We start from the raw sequence: 23,836 nt of genomic DNA, 5'->3' as shown, positions 1-23,836 counted from the left end.
CATGTTTATGCAGAGCGATGCAAATTCATTACCATGAGCGGCGTTGTTCGGCGCCGACCCGTTCGGCCGCGGCTTCGACCGCCGCTTCGCGCGCGGCGCTGGCCTCGTCCTCGGTGAGGGTGCGGTCGGCGGCGCGGAAACGCAGCGCGAGCGCCAGCGACTTGCGGCCCTCGCCGATCTGCGGGCCGGTGTAGACGTCGAACAACCGCACATCTTCGAGCAACGGACCCGCCCCCGCCCGGACCGCGTCGATCACGGCGGCCGCGGCGACGTCCTCGTCCACGACGAGGCTGATGTCCTGGAACACCGCAGGGAACGGCGACACCCGCGGCGCCGGGAGCCGCTCGACGATCGGTAACGCGTCCAGATCGACTTCGACGGCACAGGTGCGCTTGGGCAGTCCGGCCCGCTCGACGACGGCGGGGTGCAGTTCGCCGGCGTAACCGACGACGGTGCCGCTGTCGCGGTCACCAAGCACCACCTCGGCGCAACGGCCGGGATGCCACGGCAGGTGCTGCGCGGGACGCAGGCTCAGCTCGACACCCGCGGCGCGCGCGATCACCTGGACCGCCTCGAACGCGTCGGCGGGTTGCACCTCGCGACCGGGACCCCACGGGCCCGCGGGCTCACGCAGCCCGGCCAACACCACGCCGACGTGTTGGGGTTGCCGCGGCAGCGACGCGTCCAGCGCCGCGATCTCTTCGTCGCTGGGTCGTCGGTCGGTCGGTATCCGTTCGAGCGCGCGGGTGTCAGGCGTGGGCACGACGACCTGCTGGATGGCGAACAGCCCGACATCGACGGCGCCGCGAGACACGTTGCGGGTCAACGCCTCCAGCAATCCCGGCAGCAGCGTGGTGGCCAGCTGCGGGCGGTCGGAGTCCAGCGGGTTGAGCACGTCGGTCGTCGCCCTGCGGTCGTCGTCGGCGGGCAGTCCCCACTGGTCGAACACGCCCGCAGGCAGGAACGGGGTGGGCAGGATCTCCACATACCCGTTGAGTCCCAACGATTTTCCGATGGCGCGCCGCCGCCTCTGCACGGAGGTCAGGCCGCGTCCGGCCGGGGCCAGCGGCAGCACCGACGGAATCTTCTCCAGGTCCTCGAGCCGCAGCACCTCCTCGACGAGGTCGGCCGGCTGGATGAGGTCGGGCCGCCAACTCGGCGGGGTGACCGTGAGCGTGCCGTCGGCGGAGACGACCCGCGCGCCGATCTGAGTGAGCCGCCGCTCGGCGGTGCCCGGCGCATAGTCGACACCCGCGGTCCGGTCGGGCAGGTCGACCGCCATGGTCACCGGCGACTGCGACCAGTCCTCGCGGGGCGGTTCACCGCGCCAGTCGGTGAGCGTGGGTTCGACCGTGCCGTCGGCGATCTCGGCCAGCAGCGTGGCGCAGCGGTCCAGCGCGGCGACCGAGATCGCCGGGTCGACGCTGCGCTCGTAGCGGCGTCCCGCCTCGCTATACAGGCGCAGCCGCCGCTGGGTGCGTGACACCGCGGCCGGATCCCACACCGCGGCCTCGAGCAGCACGTCGGTGGTGGTGTCGCGCACCTCGGTGGTGCCCGCGCCCATCACGCCGCCGATCGCCGCGGTCGCGACGTCGTCGACGATCAGCACGTCGGCGGGGTCCAGGCGGCGTTCGACGTCGTCGAGGGTCACCACGGTCTCCCCCGGTTCGGCGAACCGCACCCGGAATCCGCCGGTGACGAGGCTTCGGTCGTGGGCGTGCATCGGGTGCCCGAGCTCGAGCATGACGTAGTTGGTGACGTCGACCGCGGGTGAGATGGCCCGGATGCCGGACAACAGCAGCCGTCGCTGCATCCACCACGGTGAGACGGCGTCCGGATCGATGCCGGTCACCGGCCGCAGCCCGAAGCGCCGCACGCCGGTGCCCGGGTCGATCGACACAGGCAGCGCCTCGCCCTCGGCGGGTAGCGGCGCGACGTCGGCCGGATCGGCGTAGTCGAGGTCGTAGGCGGCGGCGATCTCGCGGGCCAGACCGCGCACCGACAGGCAGTAGCCGCGGTCCGGTGTGATCGCCAGGTGGAAGACGACATCGTCGAGGCCCAGCACGTCGGCGGCCGGGGTCCCCGGTTCGGCGGTGCCGGCAGGCAGCACCAGGATGCCCGAATGGTCGGTGCCCAGGTTCATTTCGGCCGTCGAGCAGATCATCCCGTCGGAGATCCGGCCGTAGGTCTTGCGGCTGGCGATCGTGAAGTCGCCCGGCAGTACTGTCCCGGGCAGCGCCACCACGACCAGGTCATCCACGGCGAAATTGGTTGCGCCGCAGACGATGTCACGGGGTTCGGCCTCGCCGACGTCGACCTTCACGGCGCGGATGGGCTTCTTGAACTCGGTGAGTTCCTCGATCGCGGCGACCCGACCCACCGTCAGCGGTCCGGTGACCGGACCGACGGGAATGACCTCCTCGACCTCGTGGCCGATGCGGATCAACGCCTGCTCGAGGTCGGAAGGGCTCACGTCCCAACCCGGTGCGCCGGCCTGCACGACGTCGCGCAGCCAGCTGTACGGTAGCCGCATCAGGCCCCTACCCCGAACGGCAGGGAGAACCGCACGTCACCCTCGACCATGTCGCGCATGTCCGGAATCCCGTTGCGGAACTGCAGCGTTCGTTCCAGACCCATACCGAACGCGAAGCCCGAGTAGGCGTCGGGGTCGATCCCGCAGGCGCGCAGCACGTTCGGGTTGACCATGCCGCAGCCGCCCCACTCCACCCATCCGGGTCCGCCCTTTTTGTTCTCGAACCAGATGTCGACCTCGGCCGACGGCTCGGTGAACGGGAAGAAGTGGGGCCGGAACCGGGTGCGGGCCTGCGGTCCGAATTCGGAGCGGGCGAACGCGTCGAGCGTGCCGCGCAGGTGTGCCATCGTCAGCCCCTTGTCGACGGCCAGCCCCTCGACCTGATGGAAGACCGGGGTGTGGGTGGCGTCGAGTTCGTCGGTGCGGAAGGTGCGCCCGATCGAGATTATGTAGACGGGCGGTTCGCGCTCGAGCAGCGTTCGGATCTGCACCGGCGAGGTGTGCGTGCGCAACACCTGGCGCGACCCCTCCGGCGCGATGTGGAAGGTGTCCTGCTCGCTGCGAGCGGGATGATCCGGCGGGAAGTTGAGCGCGTCGAAGTTGAACTGCTCGGTCTCGACCTCGGGCCCCTCGGCCAACTCCCAGCCCATGGCGACGAACGTGTCGGCGATGCGCTCGCCCAGGATCGTGATCGGGTGGCGCGCGCCGACCGGTTGCCGCGTCGACGGCAGCGTGACGTCAATGCGCTCCGCGACCAGCACCGCGGCGTCGCGCTCCGCGCGCAGCGCCGCCAACCGCTCGTCGTAGGCGCGCTGCGCCTCGCCGCGCGCCACATTGACGCGCTTACCCGCGTCGGCCCGGTCGGCCTTGGCTAGCGACCCAAGCGACTGGCGCGCCAACGCGATCGGCGACCGGTCGCCGAGGTGGTTGGTTTTCGCCCGCGCGAGCGCGTCGAGGTCGGCGGCCGCGTCGAAGGCGCGCCGAGCAGCGCTGACAGCCTCGGTCAGCGCTTCTTCGGACAGGTCTGCGGGCTGGTCAGCCACCCGGCGATCATAGGCGATGCGCCAGTTGGCCCTCGAACGCCCATCGGCGCCGTAGGCGGGCGACGACCAAACCCGATGCGGCGGCGACGAGCCCACACGCCGTCGCGATCGTGGCCGACGGACCGCTGGTCACCAACAGGGCGTAGCCGAACGCGACGGCGACACCCAGCAGCAGCCACCGCACCGTCGTCCAACGTCCCTCGCGGGCGAAGCGGGCGCTCGCCAGCATCCCGAGCGTCAAGGCCGCGACATGCCCGACGTCGCTGAACCCCCGCTCGATGGCGAGGGTGGCGAATCCGATCGCCAGCCACCAGCCGATCCAGGCCGGGCGCCACCGCGCCGGCAGCGCCGCGGTGAGCGAGCCCAGGACTGCGGCGGCCCCGTAGCTCATTCCGACATCCGGCGCGCGGGCCACCGAACCCGGCACCCACGCCTGCGCGACACCGGCGCCCAGAGCGGCCGCCACGAGCAGGGTGGCCCCGACATGTCCGACCGCGAACACCACCAGCAACCGGACGCTGCCCCACTGCAACTCGGCCAACGCCAGCAGGCAGATCAGCCCTGGCAGCCACACGTAGATCGGTCCCGCGTCGACCACGAACGCGCTGCCCACCAAGGTGCCGAGGCGCCCGTGGGACAGGTTGTGCAGGTTCGTGCTGGCATGGCAGACGACCCGGTCCTTGAACTCGGGTCCCTGCCACAACAGCACCGACGTCACCGACGTGAGAATGACCGCGTACGCCAGGGTCACCCGAACCGGCCCGAGACGCCCGATCACCACGAGAATCCACTATTCCCCCGCGGGGTGCTCCTCGTTGTTTCCGCCACCTGGCAAGTGCCTGAGGGTTTTCAGCCGGTACATGACGAAGTCGTTCGGCACCCCGTCCTGTTTGTGCGCGAAGACCTGGCGGCGCAGGCGTTTGGCCTCCACGCCCAGCGACGCGAACTCTTCGGCGGGGATACGGTCGAGCGTGGTCGCCGAGACCACCAATTCCCCGCGGGTCGCGCGGCTCATCACCCGCGCCGCGATGTTGACATCGACGCCCAGCCAATCCGATCCGATGCGCTGCGGGTGGCCGGTGTGCACGCCGACCCGCATGCGTGGGGTAAACCCGTCGATGTCAACGGCTTTGACCGCCTCGCGTGCGGAGATCGCCGCGCGTACGGCCGTCGTCGGGTCGGAGAACACCGCCATCAGGCCGTCGCCCATGCGCTTGACGATCTGTCCGCCCGCCTCCAGCAGCGGCGGCTCGGCGACCTGCGACACGCGACGGAGCAGCTTCAACGTCGCATCGTCGCCGGAGTTCAACGCCCACGCCGAGAAGCCGACGAGGTCGGTGAAGACGAGCGTCGCCTCGCGGTTGGCCGGTTTCCCGGAGACCCGCTCGGTGAGTGCTTGCCACACCTGCAACGCGCCGAGGCTCACTTCGCGGGTGGCGGCATTGCGTTCGAGTATCCGGTCCGCGGCGCGGGCGGCCGCCCGCGGTCCGCCCACTCCGTCGGCCGACAGTGGATCTCCGAACTCCGGATCGCCCGGCAACGCGCGGCGGGTCCGCCGCAGGAAGGCGATGACGCTCTCGTTGCGGTTGGTGTTCTTCAGCCAGCCCAAAGGCCCGGTCGACCGCTCGAACGGCTCGACATCCACGGCGCCAGCCTAAGCGGGTCGCTCGACGCCGAGCAATCTCGTCAGACGAAGCCGTCATCCGAATCACGAAAGCACGGTCAGCGAAGCAGCTGGTCACAGCGATGTGGAGGCCCAGTAGCCAAGGAATAACGGTGCGAGACGACGCGCCCCGCAAATCGTAGACAACATTCGTTGTCAGGCATTATCGTCGAGTTTGACGCCGATTCAGCGAGGAATCAGATGACCGCGAACCACAGCACCGATCCCCTTGGTCCCGACTCGTTGACGTGGAAGTACTTCGGCGATCTGCGGACCGGGCTGCTCGGTGTGTGGATCGGTGCGGTGCAGAACATGTACCCCGAACTCGGTGCGGGCGTCGAAGACCATTCGATCCTGCTGCGCGAACCGCTGCAGCGCGTCGCGCGCTCGGTGTACCCGATCATGGGTGTCGTCTACGACGGCGAACGCGCTACCAGTACCGGCGAGCAGATCAAGAACTACCACACCACGATCAAGGGCGTCGACGCCGAAGGCCGTCGCTATCACGCGTTGAACCCCGAGACGTTCTACTGGGCGCACGCCACCTTCTTCATGCTGATCATCAAGACGGCCGAATACTTCTGCGGTGGGTTGACCGAGGCCGAGAAACGTCAGCTGTTCGACGAACACGTGCAGTGGTATCGCATGTACGGCATGAGCATGCGCCCGGTGCCTGAGAGCTGGGAGGAGTTCTGCGAGTACTGGGACCGCAAATGCCGCGAGGAGCTCGAGATCAACCGCGCCACGCTCGACATCTTCTCGATCCGCATCCCCAAACCGTGGTTCGTGTTGATGCCGACCGGGCTGTGGGATCAGCTCTTCAAGCCGATGGTAGGCGCGCAGCGCTGGATCGCGGCGGGCGTTTTCGACGAAGCGCTTCGCGAGAAGGCCAACATGCGGTGGACGCCGGGAGATGAGGTTCTACTGCGGCTGTTCGGCAAGTTGGTCGAGTTCGCATTCGTGGCGGTGCCCGACGAAATCCGTTTGCATCCACGGGCATTGACCGCATACCGGCGCGCCCAGGGGCGCCTGCCCGCGAACGCCCCGCTGGTCGAGGCGCCGGCGTTCATGGCGCCGCCCAGCGACCGGCGCGGGCTGCCGATGCACTACGTCCCGCCGCGCAAGTCCCTGCTCGACCGGGCGGGCTCGCTGGTGCACACCACGTTCTCTTTGGCGGGGCTGCGTCCGGCGCGCGGACGCCATAAGGCAGCCTGAGTGCATGCTCGAATGGTCTGATGTCGATCTCGCCGTGCGCGATGCCGTGCGCGAGTTCGTCGACAAGGAAATCCGCCCGCACGTCGACGCGCTGGAAAGCGGCGAGATGGAGCCCTACCCCATCATCCGCAAGCTGTTCGCGACGTTCGGCATCGCCGACATGGCTCGCGAGTCGCTGAACAAGCGGCTCGCCCGGCTGCGCGACGGTGGCGGCGCGTCCGAGAAATCCTCGGGCGGCGGCGGCATGTTCGGCGAGGGTTCCGGCGGCATGGGGTTCGTCGTGATCAGCGAGTTGTGCCGGGTTTCGATGGGCGTGGTCACCGGCATGGGCGTCAGCCTCGGGCTGACGGTGCCGACGATCATGAGCCGGGGCACGCTGGCGCAGCAGGAGCGCTGGCTGCCGGACCTGGTCACCTACGACAAGGTGGGCGCCTGGGCGATCACCGAGCCCGACTCGGGATCTGACGCGTTCGGCGGCATGAAGTCCTACGTCGTGCGCGACGGCTCAGGAAATGGGGACTACATCCTCAACGGCCAGAAGACGTTCATCACCAACGGACCCGACGCCGACGTCGTGGTGGTCTACGCCAAGTTGGACGAAGGCGACCCGAGCGTCGACAAGCGGGACCGCAAGGTGCTGACCTTTGTGCTCGACCGCGGCATGGAGGGCTTCGTGCAGTCGAAGCCGTTCCGCAAGATGGGAATTCACAGCTCCCGCACCGGCGAGTTGTTCTTCAACAACGTGCGTCTGGGCCGCGACCGGCTGCTCGGCGAGACCGAGGAGAATTCCGCCGGCGACGGCCGCGCCAGCGCGCGCTCGAGCTTCAGCACCGAACGTATCGGCGTTGCCGCGATGTCGCTCGGTGTCATCGAGGAGTGCCTGCGGCTGTGCGTCGACTACGCCAAGAGTCGCACGCTGTGGGGTCAGGAGATCGGCCAGTTCCAGCTGATCCAGCTCAAGCTGGCGAACATGGAGGTGGCGCGGATGAACGTGCGCAACATCCTGTTTCGTGTGATCGAAGCGGCGCAGGCCGGCGTGCCGATTTCGCTGCCCGAGGCCTCGGCGATCAAGTGGTACTGCTCGCAGGCGGCCACCGACGTCGCGATGGACGCGGTGCAGTTGTTCGGCGGCAACGGCTACATGACCGAGTACCGAGTCGAACAACTGGCGCGCGACGCCAAGTCGCTGATGATCTACGCCGGAAGCAACGAGGTGCAGATCACGCACGTGGCGCGGGGTCTGCTCGGCTCCTGACGGGTCAGCGGTCCTCGACGATGAACTGCGCGGCGCGCGCGGCCATCGCCATCACCGGCCCGTTCAGGTTGCCCGCCAACATGATTGGCATCGCCGAGCAGTCGACGATGCGCAGACTGTCGATACCGCGCACGCGCAGCCGGCCGTCGACGATGTCGTCGTCGCTGGGACCCATGGCGCAGCTGCCGATGGCGTGGTAACCGCAATAGCCGCCGTCCAACGCGGAGTCGACCAGTTCGTCATCGCTGCGCGCCTGTGGGCCGGGGAACGTCTCGTGGTCGATGTGCTCGGCGATCGGTGAGTGCTCGAACAGCTCGCGAGCCCGGCGCAGCAGGTTGGCGGTGGTGCTGCGGTCGTAGTCGCTGGTGAGGTAGCTCGGGTCCAGCAGCAACGGCGCCGCCGGGTCCGCCGCGGTGATCTCGACGCTGCCCTCGGATGTGGGGCGAAGGGTGAAGCCCAGACACGACACCCCTGGCTCCCGTTCGAGGGCCACCGGCTCACCGTCGTTGTACGCCGGGATCGTGAAGGGGCCCAACAACAGTTGTCCGTCGACGCGCGGCGCGTCCGGGGTGGTCTTCATGAACGCGAGCACATCGAAGGTCGGTGTCGCCAGCGAGCCCCGGCGCCTTGCCAGATAGCGTGCGGCGCTTCTGGCCTGCCCGGATCGGCTGGACAGCTGCCGGTTGTATCCGAGCTCGGCGTTGAGGCGGTACTTCAGCGCAAAGCAGCGGTGTTCACGCATCCGCCTGCCCACGTTCTCGCGTTCGAGCACCAGCGGGACCCCGGCCCGGTCGAGCACTTCGCGCGGGCCGATGCCCGACAGTTGCAGCAGCTTCGGGCTGCCCATGCTGCCGAGGGCGAGGATCGTCTCACGGTCGGCCCGAAACTGTGAGCGCGCGCCGTCCGGCGTTCGGACGGTGATGCCGGTGGCTCGGTCGTTGTCGATGTCGATGCGGCACACCTCGGCTCGCGTGATCACGGTGAGGTTCGGCCGTCGCATCGCCGGGCGCAGGAACGCGTCGGCGGCGCTCACCCGGCGGCCCCGGCGAATGGTGGCGGGGGTGAACCCGATACGGGGTTCGTCGCTCTCGTTGATGTCGTCGAGGGGCCGGAGCCCGAGGTTCGCGCCCGACTGCACCAACTCGTGGCTCACGACGTCTTGTTCGGCCGCCACCGAGATGTGCAGCGGTCCGCCCGCGCCGCGGGTGGGTGAGGCGCCGAACGCGTTGTCCTCCATGGCTTTGAAGACAGGCAGGATCTCGTCCCAGCCCCACCCCTTGTTGCCCAGCTCCTCGAGCTCGTCGTAGTCGGCCCGGTTGCCCCGGTTGTAGACCATGCCATTGATGGAACTCGAGCCCCCGATCACCTTGCCGCGGGTCCAGAACTCGGGGCGTTGCCTGGGCCCGAACGGCGTTGTCGCGTAGCGCCAGACGTACTTCTCGTTCTCGAACAACATGCCCGAGCCCTTGGGCACGTGCAGCATCGGATGCCTGTCGAGGCCGCCGGCCTCGACCAGCAGCACCGTCGTCGCCGGGTCGGCGGACAACCGGTTCGCCAATACGCAGCCGGCCGAACCGGCGCCCGCGATGATGTAGTCGAAGCGACGCATCGCCGCACAATACTTCGCCGAGCTAAGTCTGTGGGGAGTTTAGGCGCTGATGTGACGCAGCGCGCTTCGGCGCTAGGTGCGTTGTGCCCGCGCGCTCTGATAGAGGCAGATCGCCGCGGCCGCGGCCACGTTGAGGCTCTCGGTGCTGCCCGGCATCGGGATGTGGACCCGGTGCGTCGCCGACGCCGCGAGCTCTGCCGGTAGACCGTGCGCCTCCGGCCCGAACATCCACGCCGTCGGTCCCGCAAGGTCGGCTCCCAGATCGGGGCTGTCGAGCGAGATTTCGCCGTCCACCGTGGTCGCCAGCACCCGCAGGCCGGCGCCGGCGAGTTGCGACACCGCCGCCGCAGCGTCGTTTTCGGTGACGACGGGGATGGAGAAGATGCTGCCGGTCGAGGCGCGCAGGCACTTAGCGTTGTACGGGTCGACACTGTGTCCGGCGAAAACCACGGCGTCGGCCCCCATCGCGTCGGCGATCCGGATCAACGTGCCCGCGTTGCCCGGCTCGGAGATCTCGACGGCGACCGCCACCAGTCGCGGCGACGCGGCCAGCACGTCGCCAATCGAGGTCTGCGGTGTCGTGCACACCGCGACCAGTCCGACCGGAGTCACCGTCTCCGACAGCGCCTTTGCGGCGCGTTCCGTCACCACGTGCACGGGGGCGTCGGCCAGCAGGGAACCGAACCGGTTCAGCGCGTCCTCGGTGGCGAAGACCTCGGATACGAGACCGCGCCGCAACGCCGCCTCGACGAGGTTGGGTCCCTCGGCGAGGAAGCGCGCGGCGCGGCGTCGCCCGACGTGGCGGTGCAGCTTGGCCGCAGCGACCACCCGGGCGGATCGTTCGGTGAGCGTCAGGCAGCCTCGCCCGACGGCGCGTTGACGTCCTCGGGCAGTGCGCCCTTGGCGACCTCCACCAGCGCGGTGAACGCGGCCGGATCGCTGACGGCGATCTCGGCGAGGTTCTTGCGGTCGACCTCGACCCCGGCGGCCTTGAGCCCCTGGATCAGGCGGTTGTAGGTGATGTCGTTGGCGCGGGCGGCGGCGTTGATGCGCGAGATCCACAGCTTGCGGAACTCGCCCTTGCGGGCGCGCCGGTCACGATAGGCGTAGTTGAGCGAATGCAGCTGCTGCTCTTTGGCCTTGCGGTACAGCCGCGACCGCTGGCCCCGGTAGCCCTTGGAGGCCTTGAGTATTGTCCGCCGCTTCTTCTGGGCGTTGACTGCGCGCTTGACGCGTGCCATGGGAATGTCCTTCGTTCAGGTCGTACGTATTGAGTCGGTCAGCCGTTGAGCATCTTCTTGATGCGGGCGGTGTCGTTGGCCGACACAACGGTGCGGCCGTCGAGTCGCCGGGTGCGCTTGCTCGGCTTGTGCTCGAGCAAGTGGCGGCGGTTGGCCTTCTGGCGCACGATCTTTCCGGTTCCGGTGCGACGGAACCGCTTGGAAGCGCCGCTGTGGGTCTTCGCCTTGGGCATGGGTCCTCTGCTCTGTTGTTCTAGCTGTTTCTGTCGGGTGCTGGGGTCGGCTCTGCGGAGCCTTCGGCCTGCTGCGCCGCCTTGGCGCGAGTCTTCGCGCCGCGGTGCGGGGCCAGCACCATCGTCATGTTGCGCCCGTCCTGCTTGGCGGACGTCTCGACGAAGCCGTAATCGGCGACGTCGGCGCCCAGCCGCTGCAGGAGCCGGAAACCCAATTCGGGTCGCGACTGCTCGCGGCCGCGGAACATGATCGTCACCTTCACCTTGGACCCGGCCTCGAGGAAGCGGATCACGTGACCCTTCTTGGTCTCGTAGTCGTGCGGGTCGATCTTGGGACGGAGCTTCTGTTCCTTGACGACGGTCTGCTGCTGGTTCTTGCGAGACTCGCGTGCCTTCTGAGCCGTCTCGTATTTGAACTTTCCGTAGTCCATGATCTTGCAGACCGGGGGTTTGGCATCCGGCGCTACTTCGACGAGATCGAGATCGGCATCCGCGGCGACGCGGAGAGCATCTTCGATGCGCACGATGCCTACCTGTTCACCGCCCGGTCCGATCAGGCGGACTTCAGGTACGCGGATGCGCTCGTTGACGCGGGTCTCAGTGCTGATGGGGCCTCCTACTGTTGTCTTCTAGGAGCCCACTCCATCAGCGCTCTGCTCTACCGAACAGAAAAGCCCTGCTCAAAGCAGGGCCCACAGCCGACCAGGACAGGCATTGATGCCTGTGACCGGACCGCTGAGCCGGTGTGGCCAGCGGTGGGAGGGGGACTCCACTTGCTGTCCCTGGCGTTTGCCGGGACGGTCGCGCATGCCAGTCTAGCAGGCATGACCGATGACTCGAACTCAGCTGACCTCGACAGCGCCGGCGGCTCGGCCGGCTCAGGTGATCTGAACGGCTCGGCCGTTCGTGAGCTCGCCGATATCCCCGCCGTCGAGGTGATCACCCGGTCGGCGGTGATGCTGATGAGCGCCGCGGCCGAGAAGCTCGGGCTGTCGGCCGAGAACCCGGACGACAGCCCCCATCGCGATCTGGACGAGGCGCGCCGGCTGATCACCGCGCTGGCCGGGTTGGTCACCGCGTCGGTGGAGTATCTCGGACCGCATGCCGGGCCGGTGCGGGACGGCCTGAAAACACTGCAGTTGGCCTTCCGCGAGGCCAGCGCATCACCGGACGAACCGGGCCAGGGTCCCGGCGAGAAGTACACCGGTCCCGTCTGGTCGTGAGTCGCCGCCCATTTGGCGTTCTAACCGAATAATGTCGCGGCCTATGACCGTCGCTAACGTGCCTGTGACCCGCCGCAGGTCGAGGCACTGGTGGGTGCCCGCCGCGGCCGGCTGGACGGTCGGCGTCATCGCCACGCTCTCGTTGATGGCGAGCGTCTCGCCGTTCGTGCGGTCGGTCATCCGGGTGCCGCGCGAGTTCGTCAACGACTACATCTTCAACTTCCCGGACACCAGCTTCGCGTGGGCGTTCGTGCTGGCGCTGCTCGCCGCGGCGCTGGCCGCGCGCAAGCGCATCGCCTGGTGGATCCTCGTCGCCTACATGGTGGGCGCGATCGTGTTCAACGTCGCCGGCCTGGTGTCCGGTGAAGAGTCGGTGATCGAAGACATCGGCGAGGTCATCGGGCTGGCCTTCCACATCGCCGCGATCCTGTTCCTGCTGCTGGCCCGCCGCGAGTTCTGGGCGAAGGTGCGCCGGGGCGCACTGCTGAAGGCGGCGGCCGTGCTGGTCGCCGCAATGGCGATCGGCACCGCGGTCGGCTGGGGTCTTCTCGAACTGTTCCCCGGCAGCCTGGCCCGCAGCGACCGGTTCTGGTACGCGCTGAACCGGGTGAGCGCCTTCGCGGGCGCGGACTCCTCGAACTTCAGCGGCCACCCGCACGTGCTGATCAACGCGCTGCTCGGACTCTTCGGCGCCGTCGCGCTGATGGTCGCGGCGATCGTGCTGTTCCAGTCCCAGCGTGCCGAGAACGCGCTGACCGGCGAGGACGAATCCGCGCTGCGCGGGTTGCTCGAGTTGTTCGGCAAGAACGACTCGCTCGGCTATTTCGCCACGCGCCGCGACAAGGCGGTGGTGTTCGCACCCAACGGCCGCGCCGCCATCACCTATCGCGTGGAAGTCGGCGTCTGCCTGGCCAGCGGGGACCCGGTGGGTGATCCCAAGGCATGGCCGGCGGCCATCGATGCGTGGCTTGCGCTATGTCTGGCCTACGGCTGGGCCCCGGGTGTGATGGGTGCCAGCTCGGCGGGCGCCGAGGCCTTCCGACAGGCCGGGCTCAACGCGTTGCAGCTCGGCGATGAGGCCATTCTCTATCCGGACAACTTCCGGCTCTCCGGTCCGGACATGCGCGCGGTTCGCCAGGCCGTGACCCGCGCGCGGCGCGCCGGTGCGAGTGTCCGCATACGCAGGCACCGCGATCTGGACGCCGAGGAGATGGCCGACGTCATCGCCCGCGCCGACGCCTGGCGCGACACGGATGACGAGCGCGGGTTCTCGATGGCGCTGGGCAGGCTCGGCGATCCGGCCGACGGCGACTGCCTCCTCGTGGAGGCGGTCCAGAACGCGGGTGGAAAAGATCAAGTGGTTGCGATGCTGTCGCTGGTGCCGTGGGGCACCAACGGCGTCTCGCTGGACCTGATGCGCCGCTCCCCCCAGTCGCCCAACGGCACCATCGAGCTGATGGTCAGCGAACTGTGCATGCAGGCCGAAGACATTGGCATCACCAGGATCTCGCTGAACTTCGCGATGTTCCGCTCGGCGTTCGAACACGGCGCCCAGCTCGGCGCGGGCCCGGTCGCGCGGCTGTGGCGCAGCCTGCTGGTGTTCTTCTCGCGGTGGTGGCAGCTCGAGACGCTGTACCGCTCGAACATGAAATACCAACCGGAATGGGTGCCGCGCTACGCGTGCTACGACGACGCCCGGCTCGTCCCCCGGGTCGGGGTGGCCTCGGTGATCGCAGAGGGTTTCCTGGTGCTGCCCTTCTCGCGGCGCCACGAACAGCCGCACACCGGTCACCACACCGCCGTGCCACAGAACTTGATGGCGACGGGGCTGCTGCACCACGACGGCTCGGCACCCGACGTCAGCGGCTTGGCGGCTGATCTGCCCGACGCCGAGGAAGCGCGGCTCCCGGAACAGGTGCGGGTACGCATGTCCAAACTGAAGGCGTTGCAGGACAACGGGATCGATGCGTATCCCGTCGGCACGCCACCGTCGCACACGGTTGCCGAGGCATTGGGAACCGATGTCGCGGACGACAAATCAATCACGGTGGCGGGCAGGGTGCTGCGTAGCCGCGACTACGGCGGTGTGCTGTTCGCCCAGTTGCGCGACTGGTCCGCCGAAGTTCAGCTGCTGCTGGACAATTCGTTGCTCGAGTCGACGACGACGGCCGACTTCACCCACGCCGTAGATCTCGGCGACCTGATCGAGGTGTCGGGCACGATGGGCTACAGCAAGAAGGGCACCCGCTCGTTGCTGGTGCGCGACTGGCGGATGATCGGCAAGTGCCTGCGGCCGCTGCCCGACAAGTGGAAGGGCCTGACCGACCAGGAAGCCCGGGTGCGCGCCCGCTACGTCGACCTGGCGATCAACACCGAGGCTCGCGACCTGATCCGGGCGCGAAGCGGTGTGCTGCACGCGATCCGGGAAACGTTGGTCGGCAAGGGTTTTCTCGAGGTCGAGACGCCCATCCTGCAGCAGATTCACGGCGGCGCGAACGCGCGGCCGTTCCTCACCCACATCAATGCCTACGACCTGGACCTGTACCTGCGCATCGCTCCCGAGCTCTACCTCAAGCGGCTCTGCGTGGGCGGGGTCGAGCGGGTCTTCGAGCTGGGCAGGGCTTTCCGCAACGAAGGCGTCGACTTCAGCCACAATCCCGAATTCACGCTGTTGGAGGCGTATCAGGCGCACGCGGACTACAACGTGTGGATAGACGGATGCCGCGAGCTGATCCAGAACGCCGCCGTCGCCGCCAACGGTGCGCAGGTGTTCTACCGGCCGAAGGAAGGCGGCGGGCTCGAGCCGGTGGACATCTCCGGTCAGTGGGCGGTCAAGACGGTGCACGATGCGGTGTCCGAAGCCCTCGGCGAGCAGGTCGGCCCGGAGACAGAGCTGCCGAAGCTACGCAAGCTGTGCGACGCCGCGAACATCCCGTACCTGATCCAATGGGACGCCGGCGCCGTGGTGCTGGAACTCTACGAGCGGCTGGTCGAGGACCACACCGAGGCGCCTACGTTCTACAAGGATTTCCCGACATCGGTGTCGCCGCTGACCCGCCCGCACCGCAGCATTCCCGGCGTCGCGGAGCGGTGGGACCTGGTGGCGTGGGGCGTCGAACTCGGCACCGCCTACAGCGAACTCACCGATCCGGTCGAACAGCGCCGCCGGCTGCAGGAGCAGTCGCTGCTGGCCGCCGGCGGCGACCCGGAGGCGATGGAACTCGACGAGGACTTCCTGCAGGCGATGGAATACGCGATGCCGCCCACCGGTGGCCTGGGTATGGGCGTGGACCGCGTCGTCATGCTGATCACGGGACGCAGCATCCGCGAGACGCTGCCGTTCCCGTTGGCCAAACCCCGTTGACAGCTTCTCCACAGCGCGTCACAAGGATTACCCCTCACCCTGTAGTCCGTGACACTGGTGACACTGGCGCATTCGCTGCGTGGGCACCTGTCGTTGATGCATGGGTGGATTCCCACCACGGTGCAGATCGTCGCGGCGCTCGTGCTGATCGCCGCCATCGGATGGCGAACGCGGCGGTGGCGGCTGCTGTGGGTTCCGTGGGCCGTGCTGTGCGGCGTCGCGCTCGCCGCGGCAACGTACGCCTACATCGCATCCGAGGGTCTCTCCGACAACCCTGCTCCGCGATCGCTGTGGGTGTGGGTGGCGCTGACGGGTGCGGCATGCGCCGTGCTGGTCGCGGGTTGGCGGGGTGCGCGTTGGTGGCGGCGCGGGATCTCGCTGATGTCGCTGCCGCTGTGCCTGCTGTCGGTCGCGCTGGCCGTGAACCTGTGGGTGGGCTACGTCCCGACTGTGGGGGCCGCGTGGAATCAGCTGACCGCGGGACCGCTCCCCGATCAGACCGACGCGGCGACCATGCTGGCGATGCAGCAGCGCCACCAGATCCCGGCCAGGGGCACGGTGCTGCCCGTCACCATCGGCGACAAGGCGTCCGGTTTCAAGCACCGCGGCGAACTCGTCTACCTGCCGCCCGCGTGGTACGCGACCGATCCCCCGCCGCCGCTTCCGACGGTGATGATGATCGGCGGCGAGTTCAACACTCCTGCGGACTGGGTCCGCGCGGGCAATGCGGTCGCCACGACCGACGACTTCGCCGCCGCGCACGGCGGCTATGCCCCGGTGCTCGTGTTCGTCGATGCCGGCGGGACGTTCCGCAACGACACCGAATGCGTGAACGGCAAACGAGGCAACGTCGCCGACCACCTCACCAAGGACGTCGTGCCGTTCATGGTGTCGACGTTCGATGTCAGTGCCAAACAGTCGAATTGGGGAATCGTCGGATGGTCGATGGGCGGCACCTGCGCGGTCGACTTGGCGGTGATGCATCCGGACATGTTCGGCGCCTTCGACGACATCGCCGGCGATCTGAGTCCCAACTCAGGCACGAAGGACCAGACGATCGAGCGCCTGTTCGGGGGTAACGCCGCGGCGTACGCGGCCTTCGATCCGGCGACGGTGATCGGCCGTCACGGCCGCTATTCGGGAGTGACGGGGCGCTTTGACGTCAATACCGTGGACGCGGCGCCACAGAGGAATGCGGCCGACGCGTTGTGCGGGCTCGCCGCACCGAACGGCATCAACTGCAGCGTCGTGGTTCAACCGGGTAAGCACGACTGGCCGTACGCCGCACACGCTTTTGCGACGGCCCTGCCATGGCTGGCGGCCCAACTCGGCACGCCGGGCCTCGCGGTGGCTCCGGCTCCGGCCGCGGTTCGCAGTGTCGCGATCCCACCGTCACCGCTGCGTGAGCCGCATTAGAACTTCCGGCCGTTCCGACGAATTAGGACGGGCAGTACGACTGGGTCGCGGCGCCGACGAAGAACCCGCTCTGCTCCACGGTCCAGTTCGCCGGCTCGCTGATCTCGACCGCAACCTGTTCGGGTTTCTGGCCCGCTTCCACGTAGTCACATACCGCGTGGGCGAGGCTGATTGCGTCTTTTGCGGTCGAGAACGGGATCCCTTCTTCCTTGATCACCGAAACGAAGATGTCGTCGGTGTCGTCGGCCAGGGCCGGTGCGGCGGTGCCGAGGGCCATGCCCGCACCGACGACCGCTGTGAGAATGAGGGCGCCGCGCATGGTGGCTCCTTTCGGCTGAGTAACGGCAGAACGCTACGCGCACCATGCCGCCGCCCGCGGTAGTTTCGTCAAAATTGTCACAACCGTCAGGACACGCGAACGGGTAGCGTGAGCGGCATGCCGGACGACACCACTCCGGAACCGGAGCAGGAAGCCGCGGTCGACGCCGAGGTCGTCGAGCCCACGCCTGAATCCACCGCACCGGTCGAACCGGTCGACAGCGGCTACACCCCGGGCGGCGTACCGACTTTCGACGCCGTACGGGAAAAGATCGAGACCCGTTACGGCACCGCGATCGGTGCCTCCGAACTCGCGGCTGAAACGCCCGAAGGACGCAGCGTCGCCGAACAGTACGACGAACGGCAGCGCGCTGCCGCCGAACGCCTGGAGCAGATTCGGGAGCAGATGCGCAAACAGTCCGACGAGTCTCAGTAATCCGATTCCGTGGCGAGGATCTCGGCCAGGAACGCATCCGGTCCGGGCCGGTGCAACCGCGACCGCGCGAAGGCACGCACCCGGTCGCGGGTCTGCGCCGACTCGTCGACGTCAGCACCCACCACCACCCTCGTGGTGGCCCAATCATGGTTCCACGCAACAGCTTCGGATATCGGCACGCCGTCGGTGTCGACGACGGGGAAGGATGCGTGTCCGTCCGCACCCAGCGCGCCTGCCCCGCCGGCGTTTCCCGACTCCAACCGCACCACGATGCCATGCGGGTTGCCCAGCCCCGTCAGCTCCACGTCGACCACCGCGTCCGCGCCTGTGACCCCCGGTTCGACGGACCACTCGACGGTGTCCTCGGCCGCATCGAAGACACCGGGCGGGACTGCCGCCCAGCTGATCGACGCGGTGCCGCGCGCGACGGTAGCCGCACTGTGCCCGCGTGAATCCGAGCCTGCCGCAAGGGCATAGTCGGCTCGCCAACTGCTGACCGGTTCGGCGTCGAGTGCGACACCGACGTCGTCGGCCACGTCGCGACACCGCTCTATGAGCGCGGCGACCCGCGGATCACCTTCGCGGGCCGCGGCATTGAGCGCCGCCGCATGCGGCGCGAGCAGATGGTTGATCTCCGAATCAAAGGTGTCGTCGCCGAAGTAGTCCTGAGCGGCCGCGGTCAGGAGCGCGACCTCGGCGTCGAGTAGGGCGGCGTCCAGTGTCGCGATCGCGTCGCGTTGACTCGCCGGCCACCAGCGTCGCAGCCAATGGCCGAGCGCGAGTCGGCGCAGCGGAGCCAGCGCATCGGGCGCCAAACTCACGTCGGCCACCTCCACACTGTCCTCGGGGGTGCGGCCGTCCAGCGCGGACGTCACTGCGTAGTGGCCGCTCTCGCCCACTACCCGCCACAACCAGTCGGCTCGCGCAGCGTCGGTGAACGCGATGTGCGCATCCGAGGCCTCATCGACGGTCCACGACAGAACCGCTCCGCTGACCTCCAGCACGGCCACCAATGGCGCCGGTGCGGCTGGCGATCCCGTTGTCCATAACCCCGAATCGGTCACGAGCCTCATCCGGCCACCTGCAATTCCAGCATCGTCTTGATCCGCTGGCGGTGGTCCAGGCTCACCGACCTGGCCACCCCTTCCAGCACCGCGCGCACGTCGTCGATGTCGTCGCACGGTTCCTGCCACACGTCGCGGCCGTGCAGCCGGGCCCACAACCGGCTCCGGTAGGGCCGCGCGAACGTCGCCAGGTCGTCGATCACCTGCTGCTGCCGGGGATGGATCGGCCCGCCCGCGGCGAGGTAGCGCCGGGCATGCAGCACGTAGGCCTCCTTGCGTAGCCGCGCCTGGATCTGCCGCGCCAGCTCGTAGTGCGGCTCGGCGGAATCGACCAGCGGCGCGAGACGGACCGCGACCTCGATGCCCGCGACCAGCGTCGCCTGCTTGTCCTCACCGATCAGACCCCAGGGAGCACATGCCCGGTCGACCTCTTCGGCACACAGCGTCGGCACGTCGGGAAGCTCGTCGCGGTCCATCGCCCGCCGCAGCGTCGCACGCACCCGGTCGATCACGCTCCGGTCCAGCGGGCGGTCGTGCTCCGGTCCACCGATGACGCGCGGAGGCTGCTGCGGCTCAACCGAACTCAGGCCCAGCTCGACGATCGACCAGGGCAGCTCCGCCGTAGCGCTGCGTGCCGTTGCTCCGAGGTTGTACGGCGCCGCGTCGGCGATCAGCGCCTGCCAGACCCGTTGTCGCGCAGCGGCGGCGGAGTGGCTGTCGGCGGGACCGAGCACGGTGCTCAGCCCTGCCATGAACGGACCGGTGATCTCGGTGCCCGGGTGCACGTCGCGCCAACTGCGGCTCAGTTGCCTCGTCAGTTCGGCGATGACTTTCTCGTCGGAGACGAACCGGTTCAGCACCTCGACGGCGGTGCGGTCGCGTTCGCCGTGAATGTCGCGCAGAATCTCCTCGGCTTCCGAACCGTGTTGTGCGGGAGGCCCTTTCGTCACAGCCATCTCGAAACACACAGGGAAGTAGAGCTCCTGGGCGTTTCCCGACGTGATGCGCAGCCGGCGCCGCTCGCGTTTGAGCACCTCGAACCACGCCGCGGTGTCGCGCAGCTGTGCACTGCGCCCCACGATCGCGTCGAACATCGCGTCGGCCACATCGGGTGCGACGAACGGCGCCGAGAACTCGGTGTTGGACCGGAGCCGCAGCACGAGCGGGTCGATGATCCGCTTCACGGTTCGCCGCAGTGGCCCACCGTCGTCGCTGCTGAGCACCTCCACACCGGGACCGATGGCGCGCCACGCGCGGTCGATGACCGCCCGGCGCGGATGGGCGACGGCGACGGTCGCCTCGGTGCTCATCAGGACAGGATAGAAGTAGGTCCCGCTTGTGGACAGCGAGAAAGTTGGGTTCGGTAGCGGCTCGGCCGTCCGACCCTGAAGACATGTTCACTGCGCTGTTCGCGTTCGTCTGCATCGTCTACATCGGCACCACGGCCGCTTCGTTACTGCCCAGCTGGAGGCTCTCGGTACCGGAGCCCGGCGAGGCCGACGAGCGGGTGGCCACGGCGGACGATATCCGCGCTGCGCGGGCGGAATTCGATCGGACGCTGGTGCGCAAGGGCCTGCTCACAGACGACCGGCTCGAGCTGATCCGCAGCGGGGTCCGGTCGCCGGCGGTCGTCACCGCCATGCGGCCCACGGGACAGGCCCTCGAGGACTGCCGGGAAGTCGAACTCGATGTGATGGTGAAAAAACCTGGCGGCGGGCAGTTTCCAGCTCACGAGACCACGCTGGTGCCCGCGTCCGCACTCGTCAAGGTCTCCCCCGGCAGCGTCATCGACACCTACTACCGTCCCGGCGACGAGTCCGCCGTAGCGATCTGCGTCGCGCCGGCGTGATCAGCGGGCGCCGTCGACGGCGAAACTGACCAGGGCCGCCCAATACAGCGGGCTGGCGCTGCGATCGCCGTCGCGCCAGTCCCGCATCCGCTGTCGCTGCCAGGCGTTCACCGCCCATCCGGCATCGTGGGATTCGTGAGCGCTGTCAACGGCGACGATCGCCTCGCTCATCGGATCCGCGTCGGATGCCGCGAACTGGCGGTAACCGGCCGTCGTGGGCAACGACCACAGGGTGGCGGTGACCAGTTGGGCGCCGCTCAGGATCATCGCGGCCACCAGCCCGCTGGCCTCATCGAACTGGTAGTCGCCTCCGGAGGCGCACGCCAGCAGCGCCACCCGCGGAGGGAACGGCAACCGCGCCGTCATGAGTTCACCGGCCGTCAGCGGCCGCTCCTCGGCCAGATGCAGGGCCGCGCGGTCCGCGTGGCCGGCGTCGCCGTCGGCGGCGGTCGCGTGCCCGACGTACACCATCCGGCTGGGCCGCCTGCCGAGGTGGCCGGCGAGCCAGCCGCGGTCGGCGTCCGTGCGCCGGAACAACTCGACGACGCCTTCGGTGTCCGGTAACAGCGTGCGACGGGTCCGTAGATCGGCGAAATGACGGGCCAGGACCGTATCGGGCGACGGCCGGCCCAGCACCGATCCCAGCGCCGAGTCGGGCCGCTGGCCGGGGACCCGCGGATCGAGCACGACCAGGATCGGGTCGTCACACCTGTTGTTCCAATCCGTCGACGTCCGAGGCGAATTGACGATGTTCGGCGGTGCGGCCATCAGCACCTCGACCAGTTCCATCAGCCGGGTGCCCTCGCCGTTGGGTGCCGCGAGCAGACCCCACGGCATCCTGGCCAGTTTCGCGCTCGGCGACACGAAGAGCGTCGCGGGCGGTTCCGCGTGGTCGGCCAGCAGCTGCCAGGCCGACGCCGGGAGCAGGTGTGTGCCCAATGCTCGGGCGAGCTCGAATTCGGTTGTGGGCGAGGAGAACGCCCCTGTGGTGATCGCGCGGTTCAGCGCGTCGCGCCTGGTCTCGGAGCCGACGGGGTCGGGCAGCGCCTCGGCCAGCCGCTGCATGGCCCCGGCGAGGTCTTGCTGTTCGACTACCCAGGTGACCGTCTTGGCGGGATCGCCGACGACCCGCAGGCTGGCGTAGGTCGCCACACCGACGTCGGCGAACCGCAGGACCAGGGTCTCGGTCAGGGCCACGTGGACCACGCGGGCTCGTCCGCGGTCACGTCGCGGCCGTAGCGCTCGGCCGCCAGCGCGCGGTAGCGACCGATGATCGGCGCGGTGGTCGGATCCATCACCAGCGGCGGCAACGGTCCGAGCCGCGTCAGCGACGCACCGCCGGTGATGACCGGCCCGGCAGCGACCAGCGCGTACTCCTCGGCCGACTCGACGGGCACCGCCGCGGTGGCGGTGTCGGCCCAGGCCAGGGCGTCCGCCGACCCCGGCTCGGCCGTGAACGTGCCGCGCGCGCTGTGGTATTCGATGAGTTCGCTGACGAGCTCGGTGTTGCCCCACTCCCAGGCGACCGCGAAGGCGCCCGCGAGGATCGGCGCGGACACGTGGGTGGCCCACCGCATGCGGGCGTCGGCGTCGGGAATCGCGTGCCGCACCGAGTCGACGGCCAGCGCCGCGGGCAGTTTGAGTTCGGCGGCCTTCTCGAGCTTTTCCGCGGCGTTGGCCGGATCGGCCAGCGCGTCAGCCCGCCAGATGTTGCCGAGTTGGTCGTCGAGCCGCGCGTACTGCAGCCAGCTGTGTCGCGGCCACGCGTCGAGCAGCTCGCGGGCCTGTGTGACACGCTCTTTCGCCGCGGTGAAGTCTTGACGGAAGATGTCGACCCAGCTGCGTTGCAACAGGATTCGGTGGATGTGCAGCGGCTTCTCGATCTCACGCCAGTGCCGTTCGGCGTGCCCGAGTCGCTCGTCGGCGTCGTCGAGTGCGTTCACGGAGATGCTGATCAACCCGAAGTAGAGCCAGCACCGCGAGACATCGTGTGCGCGAAGATGTTCGGCGATCGCCGGATACGCCTCGTGCACCAACGCCTGGGCTTGCGGCCGGTCCCCCGCCGACCACGCCGCCGTCGCACGTTCGAGGTGTGTACGCGCGACCGCAAGCCGCCACCCCCGCGCCTCGCCCCGCGCCCCCGCCCGCCGCAGCCAGGGTTCGGCCTCCGAGAGGCGACCCGTCTCGACGCAGAACCTGCCGTAGCCGGTGGCCCCGAGGACGAGGAGGTGGTCGTCGAACTCGTCCGGAGACGCCCCGCGGCGCTGGATGACGTCGATGACCCGTTCCCACAACGGAATCGACTTCACGTGCAGGTCGTCATCGCAGAGCGCGACCGCGCACAGGATCTCCGCGTAGGTGATCAGGAAGTGGTGTTCGGCGGCGAGTTCGGCCACGGGCTCGTCGTCGGTCAGCGCGATGAGCGTGGCCTCGGCCGTCTCGTGGTCGCCGTGCGCGGCGGCCAACCCGGTCTGCAGGAACCGGGCCCGCCGCGAGTACCGACGCACCGTCAGCTCGATCTCGGCCGGCGACATCGTCACCTGGGCGGCGGCCTCGGAATCGGTACCGGCAAGGATCCCCGAGTAGACGGCGAGGCATTCGCGCATGCGGTGCAGGCACTCCTCGGTGCCGTTGTAGGCGGTGCGAACGAGGTAGATCTCGCCGAGCAACGCGTACACCTCGAGCATCCAGTCGTCGCGGTCGGCCTGCTCGATCTGCGGGACCAGTGACAGCAACAGGTCCTTGGCCGCCTCCTCGTTGGCGGCGAACGCCAGGGAACGCGCGCGCTCGAGGTCCGCGGGGATCGCCACGGCTGAATCATAGAAAGCGGCGGGCATGCCTGGCATGCCCGCCGCTTCGGGAGGTGGATCGCTCAACTGCAGTTGACCGTGACGGTGAACGGCTTGGTGATCGACCCTGCCATCGGGTTCGAGATGTCGGCGCCGGTGGCTTCGCCGGTGATGGTGTACGTGTCGCCATCGACCTTCACCTCGGCCGACCCGACCTTGGCGCCCATGGTGTTGGTGACCGCGAGGGCATTGCCGTCGACGACCATACCCAGCGACTCGACGGTCGGCGTCGCTTCGTCGGTCATCACGATGCCCAACCCCTGCTGCCCGCCGATCGCGCCGCTGGCGACGTTGATCTTGCCGCCCTGCTTGACGCACGTGACCGTGTTGAGGTCCAGGCCCTCGAGGTCGTTGCCGTCGACCTTCACCTGCGTGCTGCCGCCGTTGCTCACACCCGCGGCGCTGGCCGCAGGGGCGCTGCCTTTGTCGTCCGAACAGCCGACCAGCACGGTGGCGCCGGCGACCAGTCCGATCAGACCCACTACAACCCGATTCATCGCTCTTCCCTTCGTTTGAACGTCGCCC

General features: G+C 68.6%; 22 protein-coding genes. 7 read left to right on the top strand and 15 right to left on the bottom strand.

Annotation, left to right across the window (positions count from 1 at the left end; genetic code table 11):
- Positions 1-28 precede the first annotated feature (28 nt).
- Genes pheT through A5752_RS12425 form a run of 4 tightly spaced genes read right to left on the bottom strand, consistent with a single transcriptional unit; the run spans position 29 to position 5,221 of the window.
- Positions 29-2,533, bottom strand: coding sequence for a phenylalanine--tRNA ligase subunit beta (pheT, locus tag A5752_RS12440; RefSeq protein ID WP_067085520.1), 2,505 nt, complete (start codon positions 2,531-2,533; stop codon positions 29-31).
- Positions 2,533-3,576, bottom strand: a complete 1,044-nt coding sequence (pheS, locus tag A5752_RS12435) for a phenylalanine--tRNA ligase subunit alpha (protein WP_067085518.1) — start codon at positions 3,574-3,576, stop codon at positions 2,533-2,535. Before pheS ends, pheT begins: the two co-directional genes overlap by 1 nt.
- Before the next feature lie 7 nt (positions 3,577-3,583).
- Positions 3,584-4,357 (bottom strand): rhomboid-like protein, encoded by a 774-nt coding sequence (locus A5752_RS12430; RefSeq protein ID WP_156613798.1) that lies wholly within the window; start codon positions 4,355-4,357, stop codon positions 3,584-3,586.
- A 9-nt stretch (positions 4,358-4,366) separates the two neighbouring features.
- Positions 4,367-5,221 (bottom strand): adenylate/guanylate cyclase domain-containing protein, encoded by an 855-nt coding sequence (locus A5752_RS12425; RefSeq protein ID WP_156670575.1) that lies wholly within the window; start codon positions 5,219-5,221, stop codon positions 4,367-4,369.
- A 219-nt stretch (positions 5,222-5,440) separates the two neighbouring features.
- On the opposite strand from A5752_RS12425, the gene A5752_RS12420 reads away from it, so the two are divergent.
- Positions 5,441-6,454, top strand: a complete 1,014-nt coding sequence (locus A5752_RS12420; RefSeq protein ID WP_067085514.1) for an oxygenase MpaB family protein — start codon at positions 5,441-5,443, stop codon at positions 6,452-6,454.
- Positions 6,455-6,458: 4 nt separating this feature from the next.
- Entirely contained in the window at positions 6,459-7,709 is a 1,251-nt protein-coding gene (locus tag A5752_RS12415) for an acyl-CoA dehydrogenase family protein (RefSeq protein WP_067085512.1), read from the top strand.
- 4 nt (positions 7,710-7,713) lie between these two features.
- Here A5752_RS12415 and A5752_RS12410 read toward each other — a convergent pair whose 3' ends face one another.
- The 5 genes from A5752_RS12410 to infC form a co-directional block, all read right to left on the bottom strand.
- Complete coding sequence (locus A5752_RS12410; protein WP_067085510.1) at positions 7,714-9,318, bottom strand: GMC family oxidoreductase; 1,605 nt, start codon at positions 9,316-9,318, stop codon at positions 7,714-7,716.
- Between the two features lie 72 nt (positions 9,319-9,390).
- Positions 9,391-10,146 carry a TrmH family RNA methyltransferase gene (locus A5752_RS12405; protein ID WP_067085508.1) on the bottom strand — a complete coding sequence of 252 codons (756 nt, stop codon included), beginning with the start codon at positions 10,144-10,146 and terminating at the stop codon, positions 9,391-9,393.
- 23 nt (positions 10,147-10,169) lie between these two features.
- On the bottom strand, positions 10,170-10,559 hold the full coding sequence (gene rplT / locus A5752_RS12400; protein ID WP_064346258.1) for a 50S ribosomal protein L20: 390 nt from the start codon (positions 10,557-10,559) through the stop codon (positions 10,170-10,172).
- A 38-nt stretch (positions 10,560-10,597) separates the two neighbouring features.
- Positions 10,598-10,792, bottom strand: coding sequence for a 50S ribosomal protein L35 (rpmI, locus tag A5752_RS12395; RefSeq protein ID WP_067085506.1), 195 nt, complete (start codon positions 10,790-10,792; stop codon positions 10,598-10,600).
- A 20-nt stretch (positions 10,793-10,812) separates the two neighbouring features.
- Positions 10,813-11,400 carry a translation initiation factor IF-3 gene (gene infC / locus A5752_RS12390; RefSeq protein ID WP_082950741.1) on the bottom strand — a complete coding sequence of 196 codons (588 nt, stop codon included), beginning with the start codon at positions 11,398-11,400 and terminating at the stop codon, positions 10,813-10,815.
- Positions 11,401-11,616: 216 nt separating this feature from the next.
- Between infC and A5752_RS12385 the strand changes: the two genes are divergently transcribed.
- The 3 genes from A5752_RS12385 to A5752_RS12375 are packed head-to-tail and all read left to right on the top strand — an operon-like array spanning position 11,617 to position 16,795.
- The gene (locus A5752_RS12385) at positions 11,617-12,015 is read left to right on the top strand and encodes a DUF1844 domain-containing protein (RefSeq protein ID WP_197500601.1); all 399 of its coding nucleotides are present in this window, start codon (positions 11,617-11,619) and stop codon (positions 12,013-12,015) included.
- Positions 12,016-12,058: 43 nt separating this feature from the next.
- Positions 12,059-15,379: a bifunctional lysylphosphatidylglycerol synthetase/lysine--tRNA ligase LysX gene (gene lysX, locus A5752_RS12380; protein WP_067085502.1), complete on the top strand. Its 3,321-nt coding sequence runs from the start codon at positions 12,059-12,061 to the stop codon at positions 15,377-15,379.
- A 57-nt stretch (positions 15,380-15,436) separates the two neighbouring features.
- The gene (locus tag A5752_RS12375) at positions 15,437-16,795 is read left to right on the top strand and encodes an alpha/beta hydrolase (protein ID WP_502686721.1); all 1,359 of its coding nucleotides are present in this window, start codon (positions 15,437-15,439) and stop codon (positions 16,793-16,795) included.
- Positions 16,796-16,817: 22 nt separating this feature from the next.
- On the opposite strand, the gene A5752_RS12370 is transcribed toward A5752_RS12375, so the two are convergent.
- Positions 16,818-17,114 carry a DUF732 domain-containing protein gene (locus A5752_RS12370; protein ID WP_067085500.1) on the bottom strand — a complete coding sequence of 99 codons (297 nt, stop codon included), beginning with the start codon at positions 17,112-17,114 and terminating at the stop codon, positions 16,818-16,820.
- Positions 17,115-17,231: 117 nt separating this feature from the next.
- On the opposite strand from A5752_RS12370, the gene A5752_RS12365 reads away from it, so the two are divergent.
- Complete coding sequence (locus A5752_RS12365; protein ID WP_067085559.1) at positions 17,232-17,549, top strand: hypothetical protein; 318 nt, start codon at positions 17,232-17,234, stop codon at positions 17,547-17,549.
- On the opposite strand, the gene A5752_RS12360 is transcribed toward A5752_RS12365, so the two are convergent.
- Together A5752_RS12360 and A5752_RS12355 are read right to left on the bottom strand one after the other, a co-directional pair.
- The gene (locus A5752_RS12360) at positions 17,543-18,622 is read right to left on the bottom strand and encodes a hypothetical protein (RefSeq protein ID WP_067085498.1); all 1,080 of its coding nucleotides are present in this window, start codon (positions 18,620-18,622) and stop codon (positions 17,543-17,545) included. The two genes, A5752_RS12365 and A5752_RS12360, sit on opposite strands and share 7 nt — an antisense overlap.
- The gene (locus A5752_RS12355) at positions 18,619-19,923 is read right to left on the bottom strand and encodes a hypothetical protein (protein WP_067085496.1); all 1,305 of its coding nucleotides are present in this window, start codon (positions 19,921-19,923) and stop codon (positions 18,619-18,621) included. Before A5752_RS12355 ends, A5752_RS12360 begins: the two co-directional genes overlap by 4 nt.
- 83 nt (positions 19,924-20,006) lie before the next feature.
- Here A5752_RS12355 and A5752_RS12350 point away from each other — a divergent pair, with 83 nt between their 5' ends.
- Positions 20,007-20,462 (top strand): hypothetical protein, encoded by a 456-nt coding sequence (locus A5752_RS12350; protein ID WP_067085494.1) that lies wholly within the window; start codon positions 20,007-20,009, stop codon positions 20,460-20,462.
- Here the strand turns inward: A5752_RS12350 and A5752_RS12345 are convergent, their stop codons facing one another.
- From A5752_RS12345 to A5752_RS12335, 3 genes are read right to left on the bottom strand one after another with little or no spacing between them, the layout of a single operon-like run.
- Positions 20,463-21,668: a CHAT domain-containing protein gene (locus A5752_RS12345; RefSeq protein WP_197500600.1), complete on the bottom strand. Its 1,206-nt coding sequence runs from the start codon at positions 21,666-21,668 to the stop codon at positions 20,463-20,465.
- Positions 21,650-23,308 (bottom strand): ATP-binding protein, encoded by a 1,659-nt coding sequence (locus tag A5752_RS12340; protein ID WP_156613804.1) that lies wholly within the window; start codon positions 23,306-23,308, stop codon positions 21,650-21,652. Before A5752_RS12340 ends, A5752_RS12345 begins: the two co-directional genes overlap by 19 nt.
- A gap of 26 nt (positions 23,309-23,334) precedes the next feature.
- Positions 23,335-23,808 (bottom strand): lipoprotein LpqH, encoded by a 474-nt coding sequence (locus A5752_RS12335; RefSeq protein ID WP_067085492.1) that lies wholly within the window; start codon positions 23,806-23,808, stop codon positions 23,335-23,337.
- Positions 23,809-23,836 lie beyond the last annotated feature (28 nt).

Source organism: Mycobacterium sp. 852002-51961_SCH5331710 (assembly GCF_001665535.1).
Taxonomy (GTDB): Bacteria; Actinomycetota; Actinomycetes; order Mycobacteriales; family Mycobacteriaceae; genus Mycobacterium.
The sequence above is the reverse complement of the archived record's forward strand: the minus strand, read 5'-3'. Positions and strand labels throughout refer to the sequence as shown.

Bases quoted from the DNA above. Each gene is read 5' to 3' on its own strand.
- pheT (WP_067085520.1), bottom strand. From the start codon at position 2,533: ATGCGGCTACCGTACAGCTGGCTGCGCGACGTCGTGCAGGCCGGCGCA.
- A5752_RS12420 (WP_067085514.1), top strand. From the start codon at position 5,441: ATGACCGCGAACCACAGCACCGATCCCCTTGGTCCCGACTCGTTGACG.
- A5752_RS12415 (WP_067085512.1), top strand. From the start codon at position 6,459: ATGCTCGAATGGTCTGATGTCGATCTCGCCGTGCGCGATGCCGTGCGC.
- A5752_RS12410 (WP_067085510.1), bottom strand. From the start codon at position 9,318: ATGCGTCGCTTCGACTACATCATCGCGGGCGCCGGTTCGGCCGGCTGC.
- rplT (WP_064346258.1), bottom strand. From the start codon at position 10,559: ATGGCACGCGTCAAGCGCGCAGTCAACGCCCAGAAGAAGCGGCGGACA.
- rpmI (WP_067085506.1), bottom strand. From the start codon at position 10,792: ATGCCCAAGGCGAAGACCCACAGCGGCGCTTCCAAGCGGTTCCGTCGC.
- A5752_RS12385 (WP_197500601.1), top strand. From the start codon at position 11,617: ATGACCGATGACTCGAACTCAGCTGACCTCGACAGCGCCGGCGGCTCG.
- lysX (WP_067085502.1), top strand. From the start codon at position 12,059: ATGACCGTCGCTAACGTGCCTGTGACCCGCCGCAGGTCGAGGCACTGG.
- A5752_RS12370 (WP_067085500.1), bottom strand. From the start codon at position 17,114: ATGCGCGGCGCCCTCATTCTCACAGCGGTCGTCGGTGCGGGCATGGCC.
- A5752_RS12365 (WP_067085559.1), top strand. From the start codon at position 17,232: ATGCCGGACGACACCACTCCGGAACCGGAGCAGGAAGCCGCGGTCGAC.
- A5752_RS12360 (WP_067085498.1), bottom strand. From the start codon at position 18,622: ATGAGGCTCGTGACCGATTCGGGGTTATGGACAACGGGATCGCCAGCC.
- A5752_RS12355 (WP_067085496.1), bottom strand. From the start codon at position 19,923: ATGAGCACCGAGGCGACCGTCGCCGTCGCCCATCCGCGCCGGGCGGTC.
- A5752_RS12350 (WP_067085494.1), top strand. From the start codon at position 20,007: ATGTTCACTGCGCTGTTCGCGTTCGTCTGCATCGTCTACATCGGCACC.
- A5752_RS12340 (WP_156613804.1), bottom strand. From the start codon at position 23,308: ATGCCAGGCATGCCCGCCGCTTTCTATGATTCAGCCGTGGCGATCCCC.
- A5752_RS12335 (WP_067085492.1), bottom strand. From the start codon at position 23,808: ATGAATCGGGTTGTAGTGGGTCTGATCGGACTGGTCGCCGGCGCCACC.